Genomic DNA, 15,863 nt, shown 5'->3' with positions numbered 1-15,863 from the left:
CGCGCGGGTGGCGTTCAATCCGCCGATTGCGTCGTGACGGGCTGCCACGCTGCGTTCTTCACCTCATACAGCGTCGAGCTCGGGTTCTTCAGGTCGCCCGTGTTCGTGAACGCGATCGTGCCCGTGATGCCGTCGTAGCGCGTGCCCTTCAGCGCGCCGTTGAAATCGGCCGGCTTCGTCGAGTTCGCCTTCTGCATCGCGTTGATCGCGATCCATGTCGCGTCGTACGCGAACGGCGCATACGCGAGCATGTCGATGCCGTACTTCTGCTTGAATTTCGTTTCGAACTGCTTGCCCTTCGCAAGACGCGACAGCGGCTGCCCGTATTCCCACACGGACGCGCCTTCAGCCGCATTGCCGGCCAGCCTGATGAAGTTCGCGTTCATCACGCCGCCGCCCGCGAGGAACTGCGCGCGGATGCCGAGCTGGCGCATGCGCTTCACGAGCATCGCGGCCTGCGCGTCGAGGCCGCCGAAGAACACGAGGTCGGCATTGGTGCTCTTGATCTTCGTGAGCTGCGCGCTGAAATCCACCGCCTTGTCGTTCGTGAATTCGCGCGCGACGATCGTGCCGCCGTTCGCCTTCACGGACTTCTCGAATTCGTCGGCTTCGCCCTGGCCGAACGCGGTGCGGTCGTCGATGATCGCGATGCGCTTCGCCTTGGTCACGCTCGCCGCATAGGCACCCGCGTTGCCGGCGTTCTGCGTGTCGGTCGCGATCACGCGGTACACGGTGCCGAGCCCGGCACGCGTGATGTCGGGATTGGTCGCCGACGGCGTGATCATCGGAATGCCGGCCTTCGCGTAGATCTTCGACGCGGGCAGCGTCGTGCCCGAGTTGAAGTGGCCGATCACGACGGCCACCTGCGCGTCGGCGAGCTGCTGCGCGGCCTGCACGCCGGTGCGCGGATCGCTCTGGTCGTCCTGCGACGCGACGACGAACTTCACGGGCTTGCCGCCCACCGTCGTATGCGCGGCATTCGCTTCGTCGACGGCCATGCGCACGCCGTTCTCGATGTCCTTGCCGTAGGCGGCGCCGCCGCCCGTCAGCGGGCCGGCCACGCCGACCTTGACGACCGTCTCCTGCGCGTGAACCGCGCCCGTCTGGAGCGCGAGGATCGCGGCGGTCAATGCGACGCCGGAAAGCGAACGAATGCGGAACGTCATGACAATCCTTGTTCTGGGGGCCGGGATGCAACGCGCGACTGCCGCGCGTCGGCAACCTCCCGCGCGTGCCGGTCATGTCGCCCGCCTGCGGGGCATCATGCGATGCCCTTGCCGGCCGGTCGATCGCCGCGGCTCCGTCTCCGAAGAGCCTTTCATCGCGAAAGAGGTGAATGGATTGTGGGTAGCCAATACCCGTGCAGCAAACGAAATATCGGAACTATGTTGTGAGGATTTGTCATCAAGTTCCGCGTTCGCGGGCGGCGCGCGGCCCACGCAACGGTGGGCCGCGGGTAAACCGGCGCCGTGCAATACCGTGGCGGCGCCCGGCCATCAAGGGCGGCAGTGGTCATGCCGGCGGCGCATCATCGTTGCAATGACGGCCCGGCCGGCCATCGCGACGCCCGCGGCGCCGCGTCATCGGTCAGTGCCGATCGGCGCCCGTCTGCTTGCGCACCGCATCGGCCGCCTCGCCGGCCTGCTCCTGCATCTTGCCGGCCTCTTGTTCAGCGACGCCTTCCGCTTCCGTCTTGCGGTCGCCCGTGACCTTGCCGAGCGCTTCCTTGACCGAACCCCTGACCTGTTTGAGCTTGCCTTCGATGCGATTCCTGTCCATGGTCGTCTCCTGCGATGGTTGGGGAGAGCCGGCGATGCGACGGGCTGCGTCGCACCGCCGAGTGGACAGGATCGCAAGCGGGCGCCGCGCGCGGCAGATGCGGATGCACCAGCGCGCATGGTGCATTCGTACCGACTGCGTCAGCCCTTGTCCTTCGCGCCGCCCTTGTCGCCGCGCGCGCCGTTCGCCTCGGCCGCGCCGACGATCCCGCGTTCGCGCGCCCACACGATCGCCTCGCCGCGGCTATGCACGTCGAGCTTCGCGTAGATCGTCGCGACGTGATTGCGCACCGTGTTCGGCGCGAGCCCGAGGCGGCCGGCGATCTCCTTGTCGGCAAGACCGTGGCACAGCAGGTCGAACACGTCGCGCTCGCGTGCGGTCAGGTCCGACAGCTGGGCGCCCGCATCCGGCGCATTCGCACGCCGCACGTTCGCGAGCTTCTCGATCAGCGTGCGGCTGAACCACGATGCATCCTGCATCGCCGTTTCGATCGCGTAGACGAGCTCCATCTCCGTGCGCTTGCGGTCGCTGATGTCGAGCAGTGCGACGAGCAGGCAGTCGCGCCCGTGAATCGCGACGGGATCGGCCGACACGACGCAATCGCGCACGTCGCCTTCACGCGTGCGGATCTGCACGTCGGCGTTGCGCACGCTGCCGTCGCGCGCGAGCTGGCTCTCGATGTGCTGCCATGCGCCGCGCTCGGCCCATAGCCCGATCTCGTCCGCGGATTTGCCGAGCAGGTCGTCCTGCGCGTGGCCCGTCATCGCGGCGAACGCGCCGTTCACGTCGAGCAATTCGAAGCGGTCGGCCGTGACGATCGCGGTGGGGACCGGCGCCATCCGGAACGCCGTCGCGAAGCGTTCCTCGCTCTGCCGCAGCGCGCGCTCGGCCTGCTTGCGCGGCTCGAGATCCATGAACGTGAACAGCATGCACGCCTCGTCGTTCATGTCGATCGGCTGCCCGGCGACGACCACCGCCTTCGTGCCGCCGTCCGCGAGCTTCAGCACGGCCTCCATCTGCGGGATCGTCGCGCCTTCGCCGAGCCGCTCGATCGCGAGTTCGCGCCGCTCGGCCTGGTCGAGCACGTCGAGCTCGTACACCGAGCGGCCGAGCACGTCTTCACGCGCGTGGCCGGTCATGTCGAGAAAGCCCTGGTTGACCTTCACGTAGCGCAGGTCGTCGAGCCGGCAGATCACGGCCGGCGCCGGGTTCGCGTTGAAGGTGCGCTCGAAGCGCTCCTCGGCGCTCGCCCACTCGGTCGCGTCGTGCAGCACGAGCGCGAGGCAATCGGGTTCGCCGGCCGCGTTCGTCAGCACGAGGCTGCGGATGCGGTGGACCCAGCTCATGGTTTCGTCGGCGGCCGATTCGACTTCGACCGTCACGTCGCTGAACTCCTCGCCCGCGATCACGCGATCCATCGGATAGTGGCCGTCGCGCACCGGGTGGTTGTTCCGGTAGCGCAGCCGGAAGCGCTCGCGGTAATCGGTGACGGTCGCGCCGAGCGCCTGCAGCTCGGTCACGCCGTGCATCGCGAGCGCGGCCTCGTTCGCCCAGACGATCCGCTGGTCGGGCTCGATCAGGATCACGCCCTCGGTGAGCCCCGCGATGATCTGGTGCAGCTGGCGCCGGTCGGTATGCGACTTGAGCGCCTGTTCGTTTACCTGTTCGTTCATCGAATGGTTGTCCCTGTCGTCAGCATGACTGCCGGCCCGGTTGCCGCTACATCGGCACGCGCCGGCCGGCGCGTGTGGCGATGATCGCGTGCCCGCACTGGTGCACGACAGTCGCGGATGCACTATTCGTCATAGTACATGCGCACGGCCCGCTCCACCGTGCGGTGTCCCGCCGATCCCCGAAGCATCCACTGCAGCGGCTTTCCGCACGTCCCGCCCGACAGGCGCACCGCCTCCCCCTTCTCGACGCCCCGTGCAAACGCACTAGCCGATCAGGTGAATTTGCGCGATGTACGCGCACGATCGCCCCGGTACGCTGGTACTGCATCGGCGCTCATGCGCTGCCTTCCGAACCGCAGAGGAGAAGCACGATGAAGCTGCATCAGACACCCGATCCGACGCGGCCCGAACCGGCCCCGGACAATCCGCCCGAACCGCCGCCCGGCACCGATCCGCCGGTTCCGTTGCCGCCCGACGTGCCGCGCCCGGACATGCCGCCGCGCGAGCCCGGCTACGACACGCCGATCGCCCATTGATCCGCGATCGCCCATTGATCCGGGCACGCGCCGTGCTCCGTGATCAATTCATTCATCACGCCAATCGAAGGAGAACATCGATGAACAAGACCTCGCACCTTTCGACGCTGCTCGCCGCCAGCGCGGCCTTCCTGCTCTGCGCCGCACCGCTCACGAACGCGCAGGCGCAAGCCTCGTCCACCGACAGCGGCATGACGGCCGAATCGAACCAGCCCGTTACCGACACGTGGATCACGACCAAGGTGAAGGGTGAACTCGCGACCACCGACGGCGTCAAGAGCACCGACATCAGCGTGAAGACGGTCGACGGCGTCGTCACGCTCACCGGCGTGCTGCCGACGAAGGTCGCCGTGAAGAAGGCTGTCGCCGTCACGCGCGCGATCAAGGGCGTGAAGCACGTCGACGCATCCGGCCTGAAGGCAAAGGCCTGACCTCCCGGCGCGGCACGCCGCCGCGCTTTTCTTCCCTGCATGACAAGGAGCACACGATGAACGAGGACAAGATCAAGGGCCAGTGGAAACAACTCTCCGGCAAGCTGAAGGCCAAGTGGGGCAAGTTGACCGACGACGACCTGAAAGTGGCCGACGGCAATCGCGAGTACCTGGCCGGCAAGATCCAGGAGCGTTACGGCATCGCACGCGATGAAGCCGAGAAGCAGCTGAAGGACTTCGACCGCGAGCTGTGATGCGATAGCGCATCGACATAACCCGCCGCGGCGCCGATGGCGTCGCGGCCACCAGGACAACGACATGGGCAAATACCTGATCGCCTGGCTGCTCGGCGTGCCGGTCGGGCTGCTGGTGCTGTTCTTTCTGATCACGCACGTCTTCTGAGCGTGCCTGTTCGATCAAATCCAATTAGTACAACTCGGTTTTCAGGGAGATAAACAATGAAATTTCTTTCGATATCGGTCGCCTGCCTCGCGTTGATGACCGCATCGATCCCCGGATTTGCGGCGGGGTGCCTGAAGGGTGCAGCCGTGGGCGGCGTCGCCGGCCATGTCGCGGGGCACCACGGGGCAATGGGTGCCGCCGCCGGTTGCGCGATCGGCCACCACCACGCGGCAAAGAAAGCGAAGGCCGCAAGCGCGGCAACCGCCGCCTCGCAATGAACGAGTCACGACGCGGCCGGCCGACCGTTCTTCGGAACGGCCGGCTTTGCGCTGCATGCCTGATACCGCGGGTAAAGGCGTGACCGCCGGATTTACAACCATTTCGCCAATCCAGAGGAAATATCGTTCATGGATATGCATGGCTTGATCATATGGCTGGTCATCGGCGCCATCGCCGGCTGGCTTGCGGGCGTACTCGTCAAGGGCGGCGGTTTCGGCCTGCTCGTCGACATCGTCGTCGGGATTCTGGGCGCGGTAATTGGCGGCTGGCTCGCCGGATTGCTCGGTATCGGCTTCAGCGGGATTCTCGGCTCGATCGTCATCGCCCTCATCGGTGCGGTGATCCTGTTGCTCGTGATTCGCCTGTTCCGTCGCGCAGCGTGACGGGTCATCCGGCGCGCCGGGGACGTGCCCCGGCAAACACGCCGGCATGACAGGTTCAACGCCATGAGGGGCGAGCCCGGCGTTCGACACCGGGCTCGCTACGCTTGGCACTCCTTGCCGAGTTCGAGCATCCCTGACAAGTGCTACGACGAATCGGTTGATGAGCGATGGTTCGACTGGCGAGACGTGTGTCGTCCCGTACCGGTGGACATGACGCGACTCGATGAGATTTTCGGGGCCGCGCAAACCCGCGCGCCCGGCCGCACCGTCAATGGCGGCCCTTCCCCGAAATGGCAAACGCCCTGAATCCTCAGGGCGCTTCAGGCAGCGTTTCGCGCACGCGCCGGCCAACCGTCCCGGCCGGCGCAGCGCCCCGCTTTCGCTTCGTTACTTCGCCGCGTTCGCGGTCATCTTGAAGATGCCCTGTGCGTTACCGGCATCGAAACGCAGGTCGGTCACCCAGCGGCGCGCCGCCTGGTCGAACGTGCGCTTGCGCGTGATGAACTCGTAGAACGAACCCGGCACGTTGCGCTTCACCGTGCCGCCGTCACGCGTGCGGAATTCGCGCTCGACGGTGTCCGCGCGATACGCGGTCTGGAACACGCGGCCCGAGCGCGAGCGCTCGACTTCCGGCTTCATCGGCCGGCCCTTCGCCTTCTCGGCGTCGGACAGCTTGAACACGTCGGCAACACGGTCGGTCGCGTGGTTGAACGCGTTGCCCTCGGTCGAGATCCACGCCATTTCCGCCGATTCGAGCAGCAGCGTTTCGTAGTCGAGCTCGTTCGGCAGGTCGTGCTGGCGCGCGAACGCCCCGACGATCTCCGGCAGCAGCGCATGCGCGGCCTCCAGCGACAGCCAGCCTTCGCGCTCGACTTCCCACAGCAGCGCGACGGCCGCCGGGGACAGCGGATCGCGCGACGAGCTCACGACGTTCGTCACGGCCTGCTGGAATTCCTTCGAGAAACGTTCCGGATGCAGTTCGCTGACGAAGAACTGCGCGATTTCGTCCGGCGCGTCTTCGTGCGCATACGCGCGGCCCGTCATGCCGAGCTTGTCGAGCGGGTAGCGGCCGTTCAGGCGGAAGCCGAGCGGACGCAGGATGCGCGTGAACGCCGCCTCGCCCGGCGGCAGCGCGCCCGTGTGCGGCCAGCGCACCGTGCGCAGCGCGCCGTGGTCGAAATACACCGAGCCGCCGCTTTCGATCGTCTCGGCCGTATACGCGCGGCCGTTCGCCGAACGTTCGAGCAGCCCTTCGAACAGCGCCATGTTCATCGCCTGCGCGATTTCCGCGCGCGTCACGACGCCGTCTTCCCACTCTTCGAGGATGGCCGGCATGTTCAGGGTCGAGAACAGGGCGTCGGTCTTCGCCTGTCCCAGCAGCTTCGTCAGCAAGCTCTCGATATTCGGATTGCGCATCTGGATTCTCGTCTCGGGGGACCGCCGGCAAACGTGCCGGCAACTCGTCGGCCGGCCGCCCCACGGGCGCCTGACCTTGCGTGGGGAGCATTATTCAAAGGGTTGCAGCCGGGCGTAAAGCGAGATTAAATTGATATGTGATGAGTTTTTGGAATTATCAGCGGCTCCCCTGCCCCACCGCCCGCCTTGTGCCGTGGCGGCCTGATCGTCAGACGAATCGAACATCATGCGTAAATTCAAGATCCCCAACATGGGCGCGCTCGTGGCTTTCGAAGCCGCCGCGCGCCACGAGAGCTTCACGCACGCGGCCAAGGAGTTGTTCCTGACCGAAAGCGCGGTGTCGCGCCAGATCGCGACGCTCGAAGCGAGCCTCGGCGTGCGGCTGTTCGCCCGCGTGAAGCAGCGCGTCGTGCTGACGCGCGCCGGCAAGCTGTATGGCACACAGGTGCGGCGCGCGCTGGAAACGCTCGACCGCGACACGCTGTCGATCATCGCGCACGGCAGCGGCGGCGGCTACCTGGAGCTGGCCGTGCTGCCGACCTTCGCGTCGCACTGGCTGATCCCGCGCATCAAGAGCTTCTACGACCGCACGCCCGACGTGCGCGTGAACATGGGCAGCCGCACCGACCTGTTCTCGTTCGAGGACACCCACTTCGAGGCCGCGATCCACTACGGCAAGCCGACCTGGCCCGGCACGTCGTCCGACTACCTGTTCGGCGAGGAAGTCGTGCCGATCTGCTCGCCCGCGCTGCTCGACGGGCCCGTGCACAGCGTCGAGGACCTGCTCGCCTACCCGCTGCTGCACTCGACGACGCGCCCCGGCGCGTGGGCGCAGTGGTTCGAGACGCACGGCGTCGAGGATATCCGCACGATGCAGGGCGTGCGCTACGAGCTGCACACGATGCTGATCAGCGCGGCCGCGGCCGGGCTCGGCATCGCGCTCGTGCCGAAGTTCTTCGTCGAGGAACAGCTGCAGCAGCTCGGGCTGGTGGTGCCGTGCGATGCGGCAACCGTCGGCGATTCCGCGTACTACCTCGTGTATCCGACGGAGCTCAGCCACAGCAAGCCGCTGGAGCTGTTTCGCGGCTGGCTGCTCGAGCAGGCGAGCGCGTATGCATCGCCGGATCCCGATGCGGATGGCGACGATCTGGTGGACGACGAGGACGTCGAGTAACGGCGCGGTCGCGCCAGCCTCATCGCGCGGCGGCCTCGCACGCGTGTCGCGTCGGCGGGCTGGCCTTCACCACCTTCACCTGTCGCGCGTGATCGGGCTCCTCCAGCCCCGGGCACACGGTTTCAAGATCGCGAATCACGAGCGTCGCGCGCCCGTCGAAGCGGCACACGCCATCGGGTTGCGCCGCCGGCAGCCGCAGACTGCGCCGTGCGTCGCGCTGGTTCGTGAACCGGATCACACCCGCGCGCTGTGAACGGTCGGGCAAGCGCCGCGCCGACGCGTCGTCCTCTTCGAACCACACGTCCTCCCCGCTCTCTTCGTCGCCGTAGTCGACTGTGTAACGACCCGACAGCGTGATCGACCGGCCGACGTGCACCGAATGGCATTCCGGTTCGGCGTCGGCCGGGATCGTCTGCGCGTGCGCCGCGACCGCGCCGCCCGCCAGCCACAACACCGCGCACAGCACGCGGGCGCGGCCGGTCAGGTTCGACACATCAATCGATTGGCGGATCATGGGCAGTGAGGTGCGGGTCATCGTGACGAAGACCCGCATTGTCACCCGGCACATGCATCGCGCGCATTACATGTGCCACTTCACCGTGGCGGTCAGCGTGCGCGGATCGCCGGGCATGTTGTACAGGTCCGCATTGCCGTGCGCGGCGATGAAGTAGCGGCGATTGAACAGGTTGTCGAGCGTGAGCGTCACGTCGACCTTCTTGCTGCGATAGCCGGCGCCCAGGTTGAACACAGTGAACGACGGCAGCGTGACGAGATCGCTCGCCGACGTGTAACGCGCCGACTGGAACTGCATGCCGGCCGCCGCGTAGAAGCCGGCAGGTAGCTCCCGCTTCACCCACAGGTTCGCGCTATGGCGCGGCATCAGCCCCGGCGTGTTGCTCGATACCGCGACGCCGGCCGCCGTCGATTGCGCCGAGCCGTCGACCGTCCCGTTCAGGTACGCGTAGCCCGCATACACCGACCACTTCGGCGCAATCTCGCCGGTAAAGCCCAGCTCCATCCCGTGCACGTGCTGCGTGCCGATCGGCAGCGCATAGCCGGGGTTCGCCGGGTCGCCGATCTGCTGGTTGGTCTGGCGCATGTCGAACAGCGCGACGCTGGCCGTCGCCTTGCCGCCAAGGTCGAAGCGCGAGCCGACTTCATACGCGGTGGTCTTCTGCGGCGCGAGCGCGGCGCCGTTCGAGAACGCGCCCGAACTGATCAGCGTATCGGCCAGCGGCGAGAACGACTGGCTGAACGAGCCGTACAGCGTCAGCCAGTCGAGCGGTTCGTAGATCAGGCCGACGCGCGGGCTCCACGCGTGATCGGTGCGATCGAGGTTGACGTTCGACGACGTGTAGTCGTGGCGGATCTGGTTCAGGTAGTCGAAGCGCAGCCCCGCGAGCACCTTCCAGTGTTCGGTCAGCGAAATCAGGTCCTGCGCATAGACGCCCGCGAGCCCGACGACGGTCGACGCGTTCGTCTTGGCCCGCGCGCCGGTCGGCACGCCGGGCAGCACCACCTGCTGCGGATTGAACAGATCGTAGGTCGCGACCTTCGACACGCTGTAGATCGTGTCGAACTTCTGCTGCTGCGACAGTTCGAGCCCGTACAGCAGCTCGTGGCGCATGCCGAACAGCGACGTCTTCTGCGTGAGCTCGAACAGGCCGTCGATGCCGTGGTCGGTGCGCTGGCGCGTCGACTGGTCGAGCGTGACGACCGGGTGCGCGGCCGTCTTGATCGGCTCGTACGTCACGTAGTTCTTGCGTTCGAGCGAGAAGTCGTACGCACGGATCGCGCCATGGAACGACAGCGAATCGTTGAAGCGATGATCGAGCGACACCGTCGCGCTCTTCGCGGAGACGTCGTTGTACGAGCTGTTCGCCGCGTCGGCCGAGCCGTAGAACGTGTTGATCGGCACGTCGACCGGCCGGCCGAGATACGCGGGCAGCCCCTGGTCGGACGTGCGGCGGTCGTGCAGGTAGTCGAATTCGACGTTCAGCACGGTGTCGCTGTCGAGCTTGAACTGCGCGGACGGCGCGATCGCCTGGCGGTTGAGCTGGAACTGGTCGCGGAAGCTGTTCGAGTTTTCGGCCGCGCCGGTGATGCGGAAACGCGCTGCGTCGTTCGCATTCCAGCCAAGGTCGAATTCGCCGCGCCGCTCGCCGCGTGTGCCGAGCGTCACGCCCACGTCGCGCACCGGGTTCGCCTCCGGCCGCTTCAACACGCGATTCACGATGCCGCCTGCCGAACCGCGCCCGTACAGCACCGCCGCCGGCCCCTTCAGCACTTCGACGTGATCGACATTCGACAGGTCGCGATAGTAGAGCGCATCGTCGCGGATGCCGTCGACGTACTGGTCCGTGATGCTGTTGAAGCCGCGGATCGTGATCTGGTCGCGCTGGCCGTCGCCGACCGAGAAGCCGACGCCCGGCACGTTGCGCAGCGCGTCCTGCATCGACGTCGCGTTCTGGTCCTCGATCACTGCGTGCGGCACGACGTTCACCGTCTGCGGTACGTCCATCAGCGACATGTCGGTCTTGGTGGCCGCACGCGAGCGGCCACCGTCGTACGACGCATGTTCGGCGGTCGCCTTGACCGAGATCGCGGGCAAGGTCGCCGCGGCGTCGCTCGCCTGTGCGAAGGAGGTGCGCGCGCCGGCCAGCGACGTGGCGATCAGCAGCGCATGGCAGGCGCTCTTGTTGAGTTTCATCGTTGAAGTAGAGGCTGAAGGAAAACGGCGAACGGAAACGCATCCGGCCAACGCGCGAAACCACACCGTGAATCGGGCTGGCGAAATCCTTTCCGTGAAATGAAGCGGCGCGCGGGGGATCGCCTCGTCGCGCGGGCGAGCCGGTGAACGGCCGGCGCGGGTGGCAGCCGGCCGGCAGGACCGGCACGAAAGAAGCCGTGACGCTCAGTCACGGCTCGTAACGGAGCGAAATATTAAACGAGAATGATTCGTGTTTTTAGTTAATTTTTAACATGTCGCCTGCTCGCAACGTGCAGGCGCCTGGCGCTCTGCATTCCTGACGAATACCTTTCTGTCTCATCGTTTTACGCGACTCATGCGTAATAAAAACGAAAGCATTCCATCGGCCGCATCAGGTGATGAAGGGCCGGGCGACAGTCGGGATTCGGGAGACGACGACGAAAGGACTGGAGAGGATCACGAAGCATCCGTCGCAGCGGACGGTGCGCATTCGAAGTCCGGTGCGCGCCGGACCGGGCAACCCCGACCCGGCGCTCCGGGCAGCCGACCTCGCATCGGCAGCGCGGCGGACTTTCTTCCTTTCTTCACTACCTATGCTCTCAGGCTCACTTCATTTTTTTCTTCGCCGCGCCGGGCCATTATCCGCGCAATCCGGCCCAAGGGAAACGTTTGCGAGTGCAATCGGCGTGTTATACCAGGCATTCGGCAACAGTCTTTCCGAATGCTTACGATCGATGCGGCGCGATTCGGCAATTCTTGCATTCGCGCCGGCGTTCCTTTTTAATGGAACTGGTTCCAGTCGTTGAATCGGCCAGGGTCATGCGTGACGCGACGTCGTCCGCGCGTCATGATGCCGATTCAGGATCGAGGATCTCCCCGCTCAGGATTCGCATCGCCCGTCCTTCCCGGACACCCCGTCAAACGAGACCGTCATGCCCGATTCCGCCTCCCTGCAGCAGCTGTTTCCCGCCTTTCAGGACATCCCCGCCGAGTACCGGCTCGCTTCGCCGATTCACCAGCGCGTGTCGCTCGTCGACGGCGCGTTACGGCCGTGGGACGGCGCGACCAAGACCGTGCTGTCGCCCGTGTGCGTGCGACAGGCGGACGGCAGCGTCGAGCAGGTCGAGATCGGCAGCTACCCGGTGATGGGCGAAACGGAAAGCGACGCGGCGCTCGACGCCGCGGTGCGCGCGTACGACGCCGGCCGCGGCGAGTGGCCGACGATGAAGGTCGAGCAGCGCATCGCGTGCATGCAGGATTTCATCAAGCGGATGGTCGCGCAGCGTGAGCTGGTGGTGAACCTGATCATGTGGGAAATCGGCAAGAGCCTCGCCGATTCGCAGAAGGAGTTCGACCGCACCGTCACGTACATGACGCAGACGATCGACGCGCTGAAGGAGCTCGACAACGCGAATTCGCGCTTCGTGATCGCCGAAGGCACGATCGGCCAGATCCGCCGCACGCCGCTCGGCGTCGTGCTGTGCATGGGCCCGTACAACTATCCGCTGAACGAAACCTTCGCGACGCTGATCCCCGCGCTGCTGATGGGCAATACCGTGGTGTTCAAGCCGCCCCAGTACGGCACGCTGCTGTTCGAGCCGCTGCTCGAAGCGTTCCGCGACGCGTTCCCGAAGGGCGTGATCAACACGATCTACGCGCCGGGCGCGGTGGTCGTGCCGCACATGCTCGCGTCGGGCAAGATCAACGTGCTCGCGCTGATCGGGTCGAGCAAGGTGGCCGACCACCTGAAGAAGCAGCACCCGAAATCGCACCGGCTGCGCGCGATCCTCGGCCTCGACGCGAAGAACGCGGCGATCGTGCTGCCCGACGCCGATCTCGACCTCACCGTGAAGGAGTGCCTGCTCGGCGCGCTGTCGTTCAATGGCCAGCGCTGCACCGCGCTGAAGATGCTGCTCGTGCACCGCTCGATCGTCGACGAATTCCTGAAGCGCTTCACCGCCGCGCTCGAGCAGCTGAAGATCGGCATGCCGTGGGAGAAAGGCGTCAGCATCACGCCGCTGCCGGGCATGCATCGCACGGCGTACATGACGGACGCGATCGACGATGCGAAGGCCAAGGGTGCGCAGGTCGTCAACCATTCGGGCGGCGAGTTCAGCAAGACGCTGTTCTATCCGGCCGTCGTGTACCCGGTGTCGGAAGGGATGAAGCTGTACCGCGAGGAACAGTTCGGGCCGATCATTCCGGTCGCGACGTTCGACGACGTGGAAACCGCGCTCGACTACGTGACGACGTCGGATCACGGCCAGCAGGTCAGCATCTTCGGTTCCGACCCGGCGCAGATCGGCGCGCTGGTCGACCCGCTCGTCAACCAGGTGTGCCGCGTGAACATCAACTGCCAATGTCAGCGCGGGCCGGACGTGTTCCCGTTCGCGGGGCGCAAGGATTCGGCGGAAGGCACGCTGTCGGTGAGCGACGCGCTGCGCGCGTTCTCGATCCGCTCGATGGTCGCGGCGAAGCAGACCGAAGGCAGCAAGCAGCTGCTCGATTCGATCGTGTCGGATCACTACTCGAAGTTCATCAATACGGGCTTCATTTTCTGAAGCGGCGGACATCCCGCCCGGATCACGCGCGGGATGTCCGCCTCGGATACGCTTGAACCGCTCACCTTGCGAGCGCGGCCAGCACGTTCGCTCGGTAGCTCATGTCCTTTTCACGAATCTCGAGCACCCCGCGGGTGACGTCGATGTTCGTATATAGCTCGGCATAGCGCGATTCGGGGCCGTCGGCAAAGAAGAAGACTTTCGCCTGCATCGGGTATGTGCCGACCTCGCTGAGGTTACCGCGCAGCACGACGACGTCGCCGTACGCGCGTGCCGCGAATTTCGCCGACGGCAGCGGCTGCCCGTACAGCGTCGACAGTGCGCCCAGTAACGCATCGCTTTCGGCGCCGATCGACTGATAGGCGATTCCGCTGCGCGAGCCTTCGCGCGCACCGAACACCACTTTGACGCCCACCGTCTTGCCCTGATAGACACCGCGCGCCAGCACCGAACATTGATTGCGGTCGTCGCATTCGATCGACCGGACTGCGAGACGGATGTCGGCAAAATCGCGTAGCACGGGCCCCTTGGCCGCGGATATTTCGGGCAACGCCGGCTCGCGCGCAACACCGGCAGTTGCAAGGGAAACGAACAACCCCGCGCCCAGCAGGCGCAGAACGTTGGTGCGGAATGGGCTCACTTCAAAGGCTCTCGTTCAGATGTTCCAGGGCAGCGTCGAGCCTGCGCCCCGAGGCCGATCAACCGGCAACGCATGGACCGGCGACGCGCACCCTTCGGCGCCGGCACCATCCCGATTCTCCAGAGCTTGATGGAACGGCTCATGTTCCCCTCCGCGGCAATCGCTCACCCGCAAGACGATCGCACACGCTACACGTTCGACACCAGCAACCGAATCCCCGCCACGCCGAACACGACGGCGAGACACGCTTCCATCGCACGCCGGCCGCGCACGTAGAGCCGGCGCGCGCCGTCCATCGAGAACACGAGCGCGTAGCCACCGAACACCAGGCACCCGATCACGAGACAGCCCGGCACGACGGCGCCGTGCGACGCGCCCGCACCGTTCGACGACAGCGCGACGATCGACACCCACACGAGGATCGCTTTCGGATTGGTCAGGTGCAGCATCGCGCCGCGCACATAGAAGCGCGACAGCCGCTGCTCGCCCGCCGCGTTCAGCGATGCCGCCGCCTTGCCCGACCACGCCGTGCGCCCCGACTTGAACGCGAGCCACAGCAGGTACAGCCCGCCGAACAGCTTGATCGCGACCAGCAGTTTCGACCACGCGAGCAGCGCGGCCGACACGCCGAGCGCCGCCACCGTCGCCCAGCACATCGACCCGGAGATGACGCCGAGCGCGAACGCGAGCGCCGCCTTGCGGCCCTGGTTCGCGGCGACCGACATGATCGCGAGATTGCTCGGCCCGGGGCTGGCCGTCCCGATGAAATAAGCCGTGTAGGCCAGCATCAGGTTGGCCGAGAAGAAGGCGTGGACGCTCATGTCGAACCTCGCAGGGATGATCGGGAGATTGTTGGCAAACGCGCGCCGTCTGCCCATGGACAATTGGCCGACAATTCGCTGGGCCAGTTGGACGAGGCGCGCCGCCGGATCGCCGCGCGCCAATCCGTCTCGGATTTGAAACATCCAGCACATTCGCCGGTGGCGCCCGCCGCCCCTGGGCGAACCTCCTGTCGCACCGCGTCCGGCCTGCCGAACGCCCGGCAAGCGCAGGCGGAATGCGCGGGCCGCCGCGGGTCGCGGGATTCGCACGGTTCGCCGCGCAAACGCGTCACGAGATTTAAACGGGCGTTACGTTACATCCGTGAAGCATTTCGCCTCGGCGAGCCGTTTCGCGCCCCTCACATGCATCGCGCCGCGCGTGTAGATGTCCTCCTCGATCACCTCCGCAACCCAGTACCGGCGGGACTCGCCACCTGCGCCACAGCGCATCTCAACAATACTCAACAATCGTCTCGCGCCGCTGGTACGAAACCTGCATCCCGTTCGGGTAACCGCCGCGCCGATCACCGCGCGGACACGAACCCACCGTCGGGCGCATCCAGCGGACACGCCCGAACGATCCGAGCAAGTAACGAGGCCCTTCATGGATATGCTGCCCAATTCGTCCGACACGTCGTTCCAGCTCTTTCTCGCAAAGCTGCTCGAACAGCCGTTGCCCGACTGGACCGAAAAACAGCAGATGGAACTCGAGATGGCACGCTCGTTGTCCACCGAAATGGTTCACCTCGCCGAGGACATGCGCGGCCGCACGCCCGATCTCGCGCGCTGCCTCGTGCTGCTCCGCTACGCGAAGGTGCTCGACTTCATGCTGACGTCGCTCGCCGCGCACCGCGACATTCATCCGCAGACGCTGCGCACGCTGTTCCGGCTCGCGAACCTGAAAGTGGACGATGCGTATCCGGCCTGAGCCGGCGCAATGCATCGGCTGCCGCGGGCCTCATGCACGGCCACGGCGGCCTTTCCCGATTCGCGGCACGCGCATGCCCGATGACCTCGCCGCATGATCCCCAGGAACCGCACATCCCGACTGGCCGGCA

General features: G+C 66.0%; 16 protein-coding genes. 8 read left to right on the top strand and 8 right to left on the bottom strand.

What is annotated here, in order from left to right; genetic code table 11:
• Positions 1 to 14 precede the first annotated feature (14 nt).
• The 3 genes from LXE91_RS27695 to LXE91_RS27685 all read right to left on the bottom strand — a co-directional run bounded on the left by LXE91_RS27695 (position 15) and on the right by LXE91_RS27685 (position 3,452).
• Positions 15 to 1,166: a branched-chain amino acid ABC transporter substrate-binding protein gene (locus tag LXE91_RS27695; RefSeq protein WP_039354244.1), complete on the bottom strand. Its 1,152-nt coding sequence runs from the start codon at positions 1,164 to 1,166 to the stop codon at positions 15 to 17.
• Positions 1,167 to 1,587: 421 nt separating this feature from the next.
• Positions 1,588 to 1,779, bottom strand: coding sequence for a CsbD family protein (locus LXE91_RS27690; protein ID WP_039354242.1), 192 nt, complete (start codon positions 1,777 to 1,779; stop codon positions 1,588 to 1,590).
• A 140-nt stretch (positions 1,780 to 1,919) separates the two neighbouring features.
• Entirely contained in the window at positions 1,920 to 3,452 is a 1,533-nt protein-coding gene (locus LXE91_RS27685) for a helix-turn-helix transcriptional regulator (protein ID WP_039354240.1), read from the bottom strand.
• A gap of 371 nt (positions 3,453 to 3,823) precedes the next feature.
• On the opposite strand from LXE91_RS27685, the gene LXE91_RS27680 reads away from it, so the two are divergent.
• From LXE91_RS27680 to LXE91_RS27660, 5 genes are all read left to right on the top strand, one after another.
• Entirely contained in the window at positions 3,824 to 3,988 is a 165-nt protein-coding gene (locus LXE91_RS27680; protein WP_163009010.1) for a hypothetical protein, read from the top strand.
• A gap of 80 nt (positions 3,989 to 4,068) precedes the next feature.
• The gene (locus tag LXE91_RS27675) at positions 4,069 to 4,419 is read left to right on the top strand and encodes a BON domain-containing protein (RefSeq protein WP_039354238.1); all 351 of its coding nucleotides are present in this window, start codon (positions 4,069 to 4,071) and stop codon (positions 4,417 to 4,419) included.
• Between the two features lie 56 nt (positions 4,420 to 4,475).
• A complete protein-coding gene (locus tag LXE91_RS27670; protein WP_039354235.1) occupies positions 4,476 to 4,673 on the top strand; it encodes a CsbD family protein in 198 nt (65 codons plus the stop codon).
• A gap of 204 nt (positions 4,674 to 4,877) precedes the next feature.
• Positions 4,878 to 5,099 carry a hypothetical protein gene (locus tag LXE91_RS27665; RefSeq protein WP_039354232.1) on the top strand — a complete coding sequence of 74 codons (222 nt, stop codon included), beginning with the start codon at positions 4,878 to 4,880 and terminating at the stop codon, positions 5,097 to 5,099.
• A gap of 129 nt (positions 5,100 to 5,228) precedes the next feature.
• Positions 5,229 to 5,483 carry a GlsB/YeaQ/YmgE family stress response membrane protein gene (locus LXE91_RS27660; protein WP_039354229.1) on the top strand — a complete coding sequence of 85 codons (255 nt, stop codon included), beginning with the start codon at positions 5,229 to 5,231 and terminating at the stop codon, positions 5,481 to 5,483.
• Positions 5,484 to 5,870: 387 nt separating this feature from the next.
• Here the strand turns inward: LXE91_RS27660 and LXE91_RS27655 are convergent, their stop codons facing one another.
• Positions 5,871 to 6,899 (bottom strand): DUF1338 domain-containing protein, encoded by a 1,029-nt coding sequence (locus LXE91_RS27655; protein ID WP_039354228.1) that lies wholly within the window; start codon positions 6,897 to 6,899, stop codon positions 5,871 to 5,873.
• Positions 6,900 to 7,125: 226 nt separating this feature from the next.
• On the opposite strand from LXE91_RS27655, the gene LXE91_RS27650 reads away from it, so the two are divergent.
• Positions 7,126 to 8,073, top strand: coding sequence for a LysR family transcriptional regulator (locus LXE91_RS27650; RefSeq protein WP_039354226.1), 948 nt, complete (start codon positions 7,126 to 7,128; stop codon positions 8,071 to 8,073).
• 19 nt (positions 8,074 to 8,092) lie between these two features.
• On the opposite strand, the gene LXE91_RS27645 is transcribed toward LXE91_RS27650, so the two are convergent.
• Positions 8,093 to 8,626, bottom strand: coding sequence for a hypothetical protein (locus tag LXE91_RS27645; RefSeq protein ID WP_223274288.1), 534 nt, complete (start codon positions 8,624 to 8,626; stop codon positions 8,093 to 8,095).
• Positions 8,627 to 8,653: 27 nt separating this feature from the next.
• Positions 8,654 to 10,783 (bottom strand): TonB-dependent receptor, encoded by a 2,130-nt coding sequence (locus tag LXE91_RS27640; protein WP_039354222.1) that lies wholly within the window; start codon positions 10,781 to 10,783, stop codon positions 8,654 to 8,656.
• A gap of 932 nt (positions 10,784 to 11,715) precedes the next feature.
• Between LXE91_RS27640 and LXE91_RS27635 the strand changes: the two genes are divergently transcribed.
• Positions 11,716 to 13,344, top strand: coding sequence for an NADP-dependent glyceraldehyde-3-phosphate dehydrogenase (locus LXE91_RS27635; RefSeq protein ID WP_039354220.1), 1,629 nt, complete (start codon positions 11,716 to 11,718; stop codon positions 13,342 to 13,344).
• A 61-nt stretch (positions 13,345 to 13,405) separates the two neighbouring features.
• Here the strand turns inward: LXE91_RS27635 and LXE91_RS27630 are convergent, their stop codons facing one another.
• Both LXE91_RS27630 and LXE91_RS27625 read right to left on the bottom strand, forming a co-directional pair.
• Positions 13,406 to 13,984 (bottom strand): hypothetical protein, encoded by a 579-nt coding sequence (locus tag LXE91_RS27630; protein WP_135370727.1) that lies wholly within the window; start codon positions 13,982 to 13,984, stop codon positions 13,406 to 13,408.
• A 188-nt stretch (positions 13,985 to 14,172) separates the two neighbouring features.
• Complete coding sequence (locus tag LXE91_RS27625; protein WP_039354655.1) at positions 14,173 to 14,805, bottom strand: LysE family translocator; 633 nt, start codon at positions 14,803 to 14,805, stop codon at positions 14,173 to 14,175.
• A gap of 604 nt (positions 14,806 to 15,409) precedes the next feature.
• Between LXE91_RS27625 and LXE91_RS27620 the strand changes: the two genes are divergently transcribed.
• Positions 15,410 to 15,733, top strand: coding sequence for a hypothetical protein (locus LXE91_RS27620; RefSeq protein WP_039354216.1), 324 nt, complete (start codon positions 15,410 to 15,412; stop codon positions 15,731 to 15,733).
• The last annotated feature ends 130 nt before the right edge of the window (positions 15,734 to 15,863 follow it).

Source organism: Burkholderia contaminans (assembly GCF_029633825.1).
Lineage (GTDB): Bacteria > Pseudomonadota > Gammaproteobacteria > Burkholderiales > Burkholderiaceae > Burkholderia > Burkholderia contaminans.
The sequence above is the reverse complement of the archived record's forward strand: the minus strand, read 5'-3'. Positions and strand labels throughout refer to the sequence as shown.

What these genes read in the sequence shown, in the direction of transcription:
- LXE91_RS27645 (WP_223274288.1), bottom strand. Translation starts at nt 8,626, where the DNA reads ATGCGGGTCTTCGTCACGATGACCCGCACCTCACTGCCCATGATCCGC.
- LXE91_RS27635 (WP_039354220.1), top strand. Translation starts at nt 11,716, where the DNA reads ATGCCCGATTCCGCCTCCCTGCAGCAGCTGTTTCCCGCCTTTCAGGAC.
- LXE91_RS27625 (WP_039354655.1), bottom strand. Translation starts at nt 14,805, where the DNA reads ATGAGCGTCCACGCCTTCTTCTCGGCCAACCTGATGCTGGCCTACACG.
- LXE91_RS27655 (WP_039354228.1), bottom strand. Translation starts at nt 6,899, where the DNA reads ATGCGCAATCCGAATATCGAGAGCTTGCTGACGAAGCTGCTGGGACAG.
- LXE91_RS27680 (WP_163009010.1), top strand. Translation starts at nt 3,824, where the DNA reads ATGAAGCTGCATCAGACACCCGATCCGACGCGGCCCGAACCGGCCCCG.
- LXE91_RS27650 (WP_039354226.1), top strand. Translation starts at nt 7,126, where the DNA reads ATGCGTAAATTCAAGATCCCCAACATGGGCGCGCTCGTGGCTTTCGAA.
- LXE91_RS27670 (WP_039354235.1), top strand. Translation starts at nt 4,476, where the DNA reads ATGAACGAGGACAAGATCAAGGGCCAGTGGAAACAACTCTCCGGCAAG.
- LXE91_RS27695 (WP_039354244.1), bottom strand. Translation starts at nt 1,166, where the DNA reads ATGACGTTCCGCATTCGTTCGCTTTCCGGCGTCGCATTGACCGCCGCG.
- LXE91_RS27660 (WP_039354229.1), top strand. Translation starts at nt 5,229, where the DNA reads ATGGATATGCATGGCTTGATCATATGGCTGGTCATCGGCGCCATCGCC.
- LXE91_RS27675 (WP_039354238.1), top strand. Translation starts at nt 4,069, where the DNA reads ATGAACAAGACCTCGCACCTTTCGACGCTGCTCGCCGCCAGCGCGGCC.
- LXE91_RS27620 (WP_039354216.1), top strand. Translation starts at nt 15,410, where the DNA reads ATGGATATGCTGCCCAATTCGTCCGACACGTCGTTCCAGCTCTTTCTC.
- LXE91_RS27690 (WP_039354242.1), bottom strand. Translation starts at nt 1,779, where the DNA reads ATGGACAGGAATCGCATCGAAGGCAAGCTCAAACAGGTCAGGGGTTCG.
- LXE91_RS27665 (WP_039354232.1), top strand. Translation starts at nt 4,878, where the DNA reads ATGAAATTTCTTTCGATATCGGTCGCCTGCCTCGCGTTGATGACCGCA.
- LXE91_RS27640 (WP_039354222.1), bottom strand. Translation starts at nt 10,783, where the DNA reads ATGAAACTCAACAAGAGCGCCTGCCATGCGCTGCTGATCGCCACGTCG.
- LXE91_RS27685 (WP_039354240.1), bottom strand. Translation starts at nt 3,452, where the DNA reads ATGAACGAACAGGTAAACGAACAGGCGCTCAAGTCGCATACCGACCGG.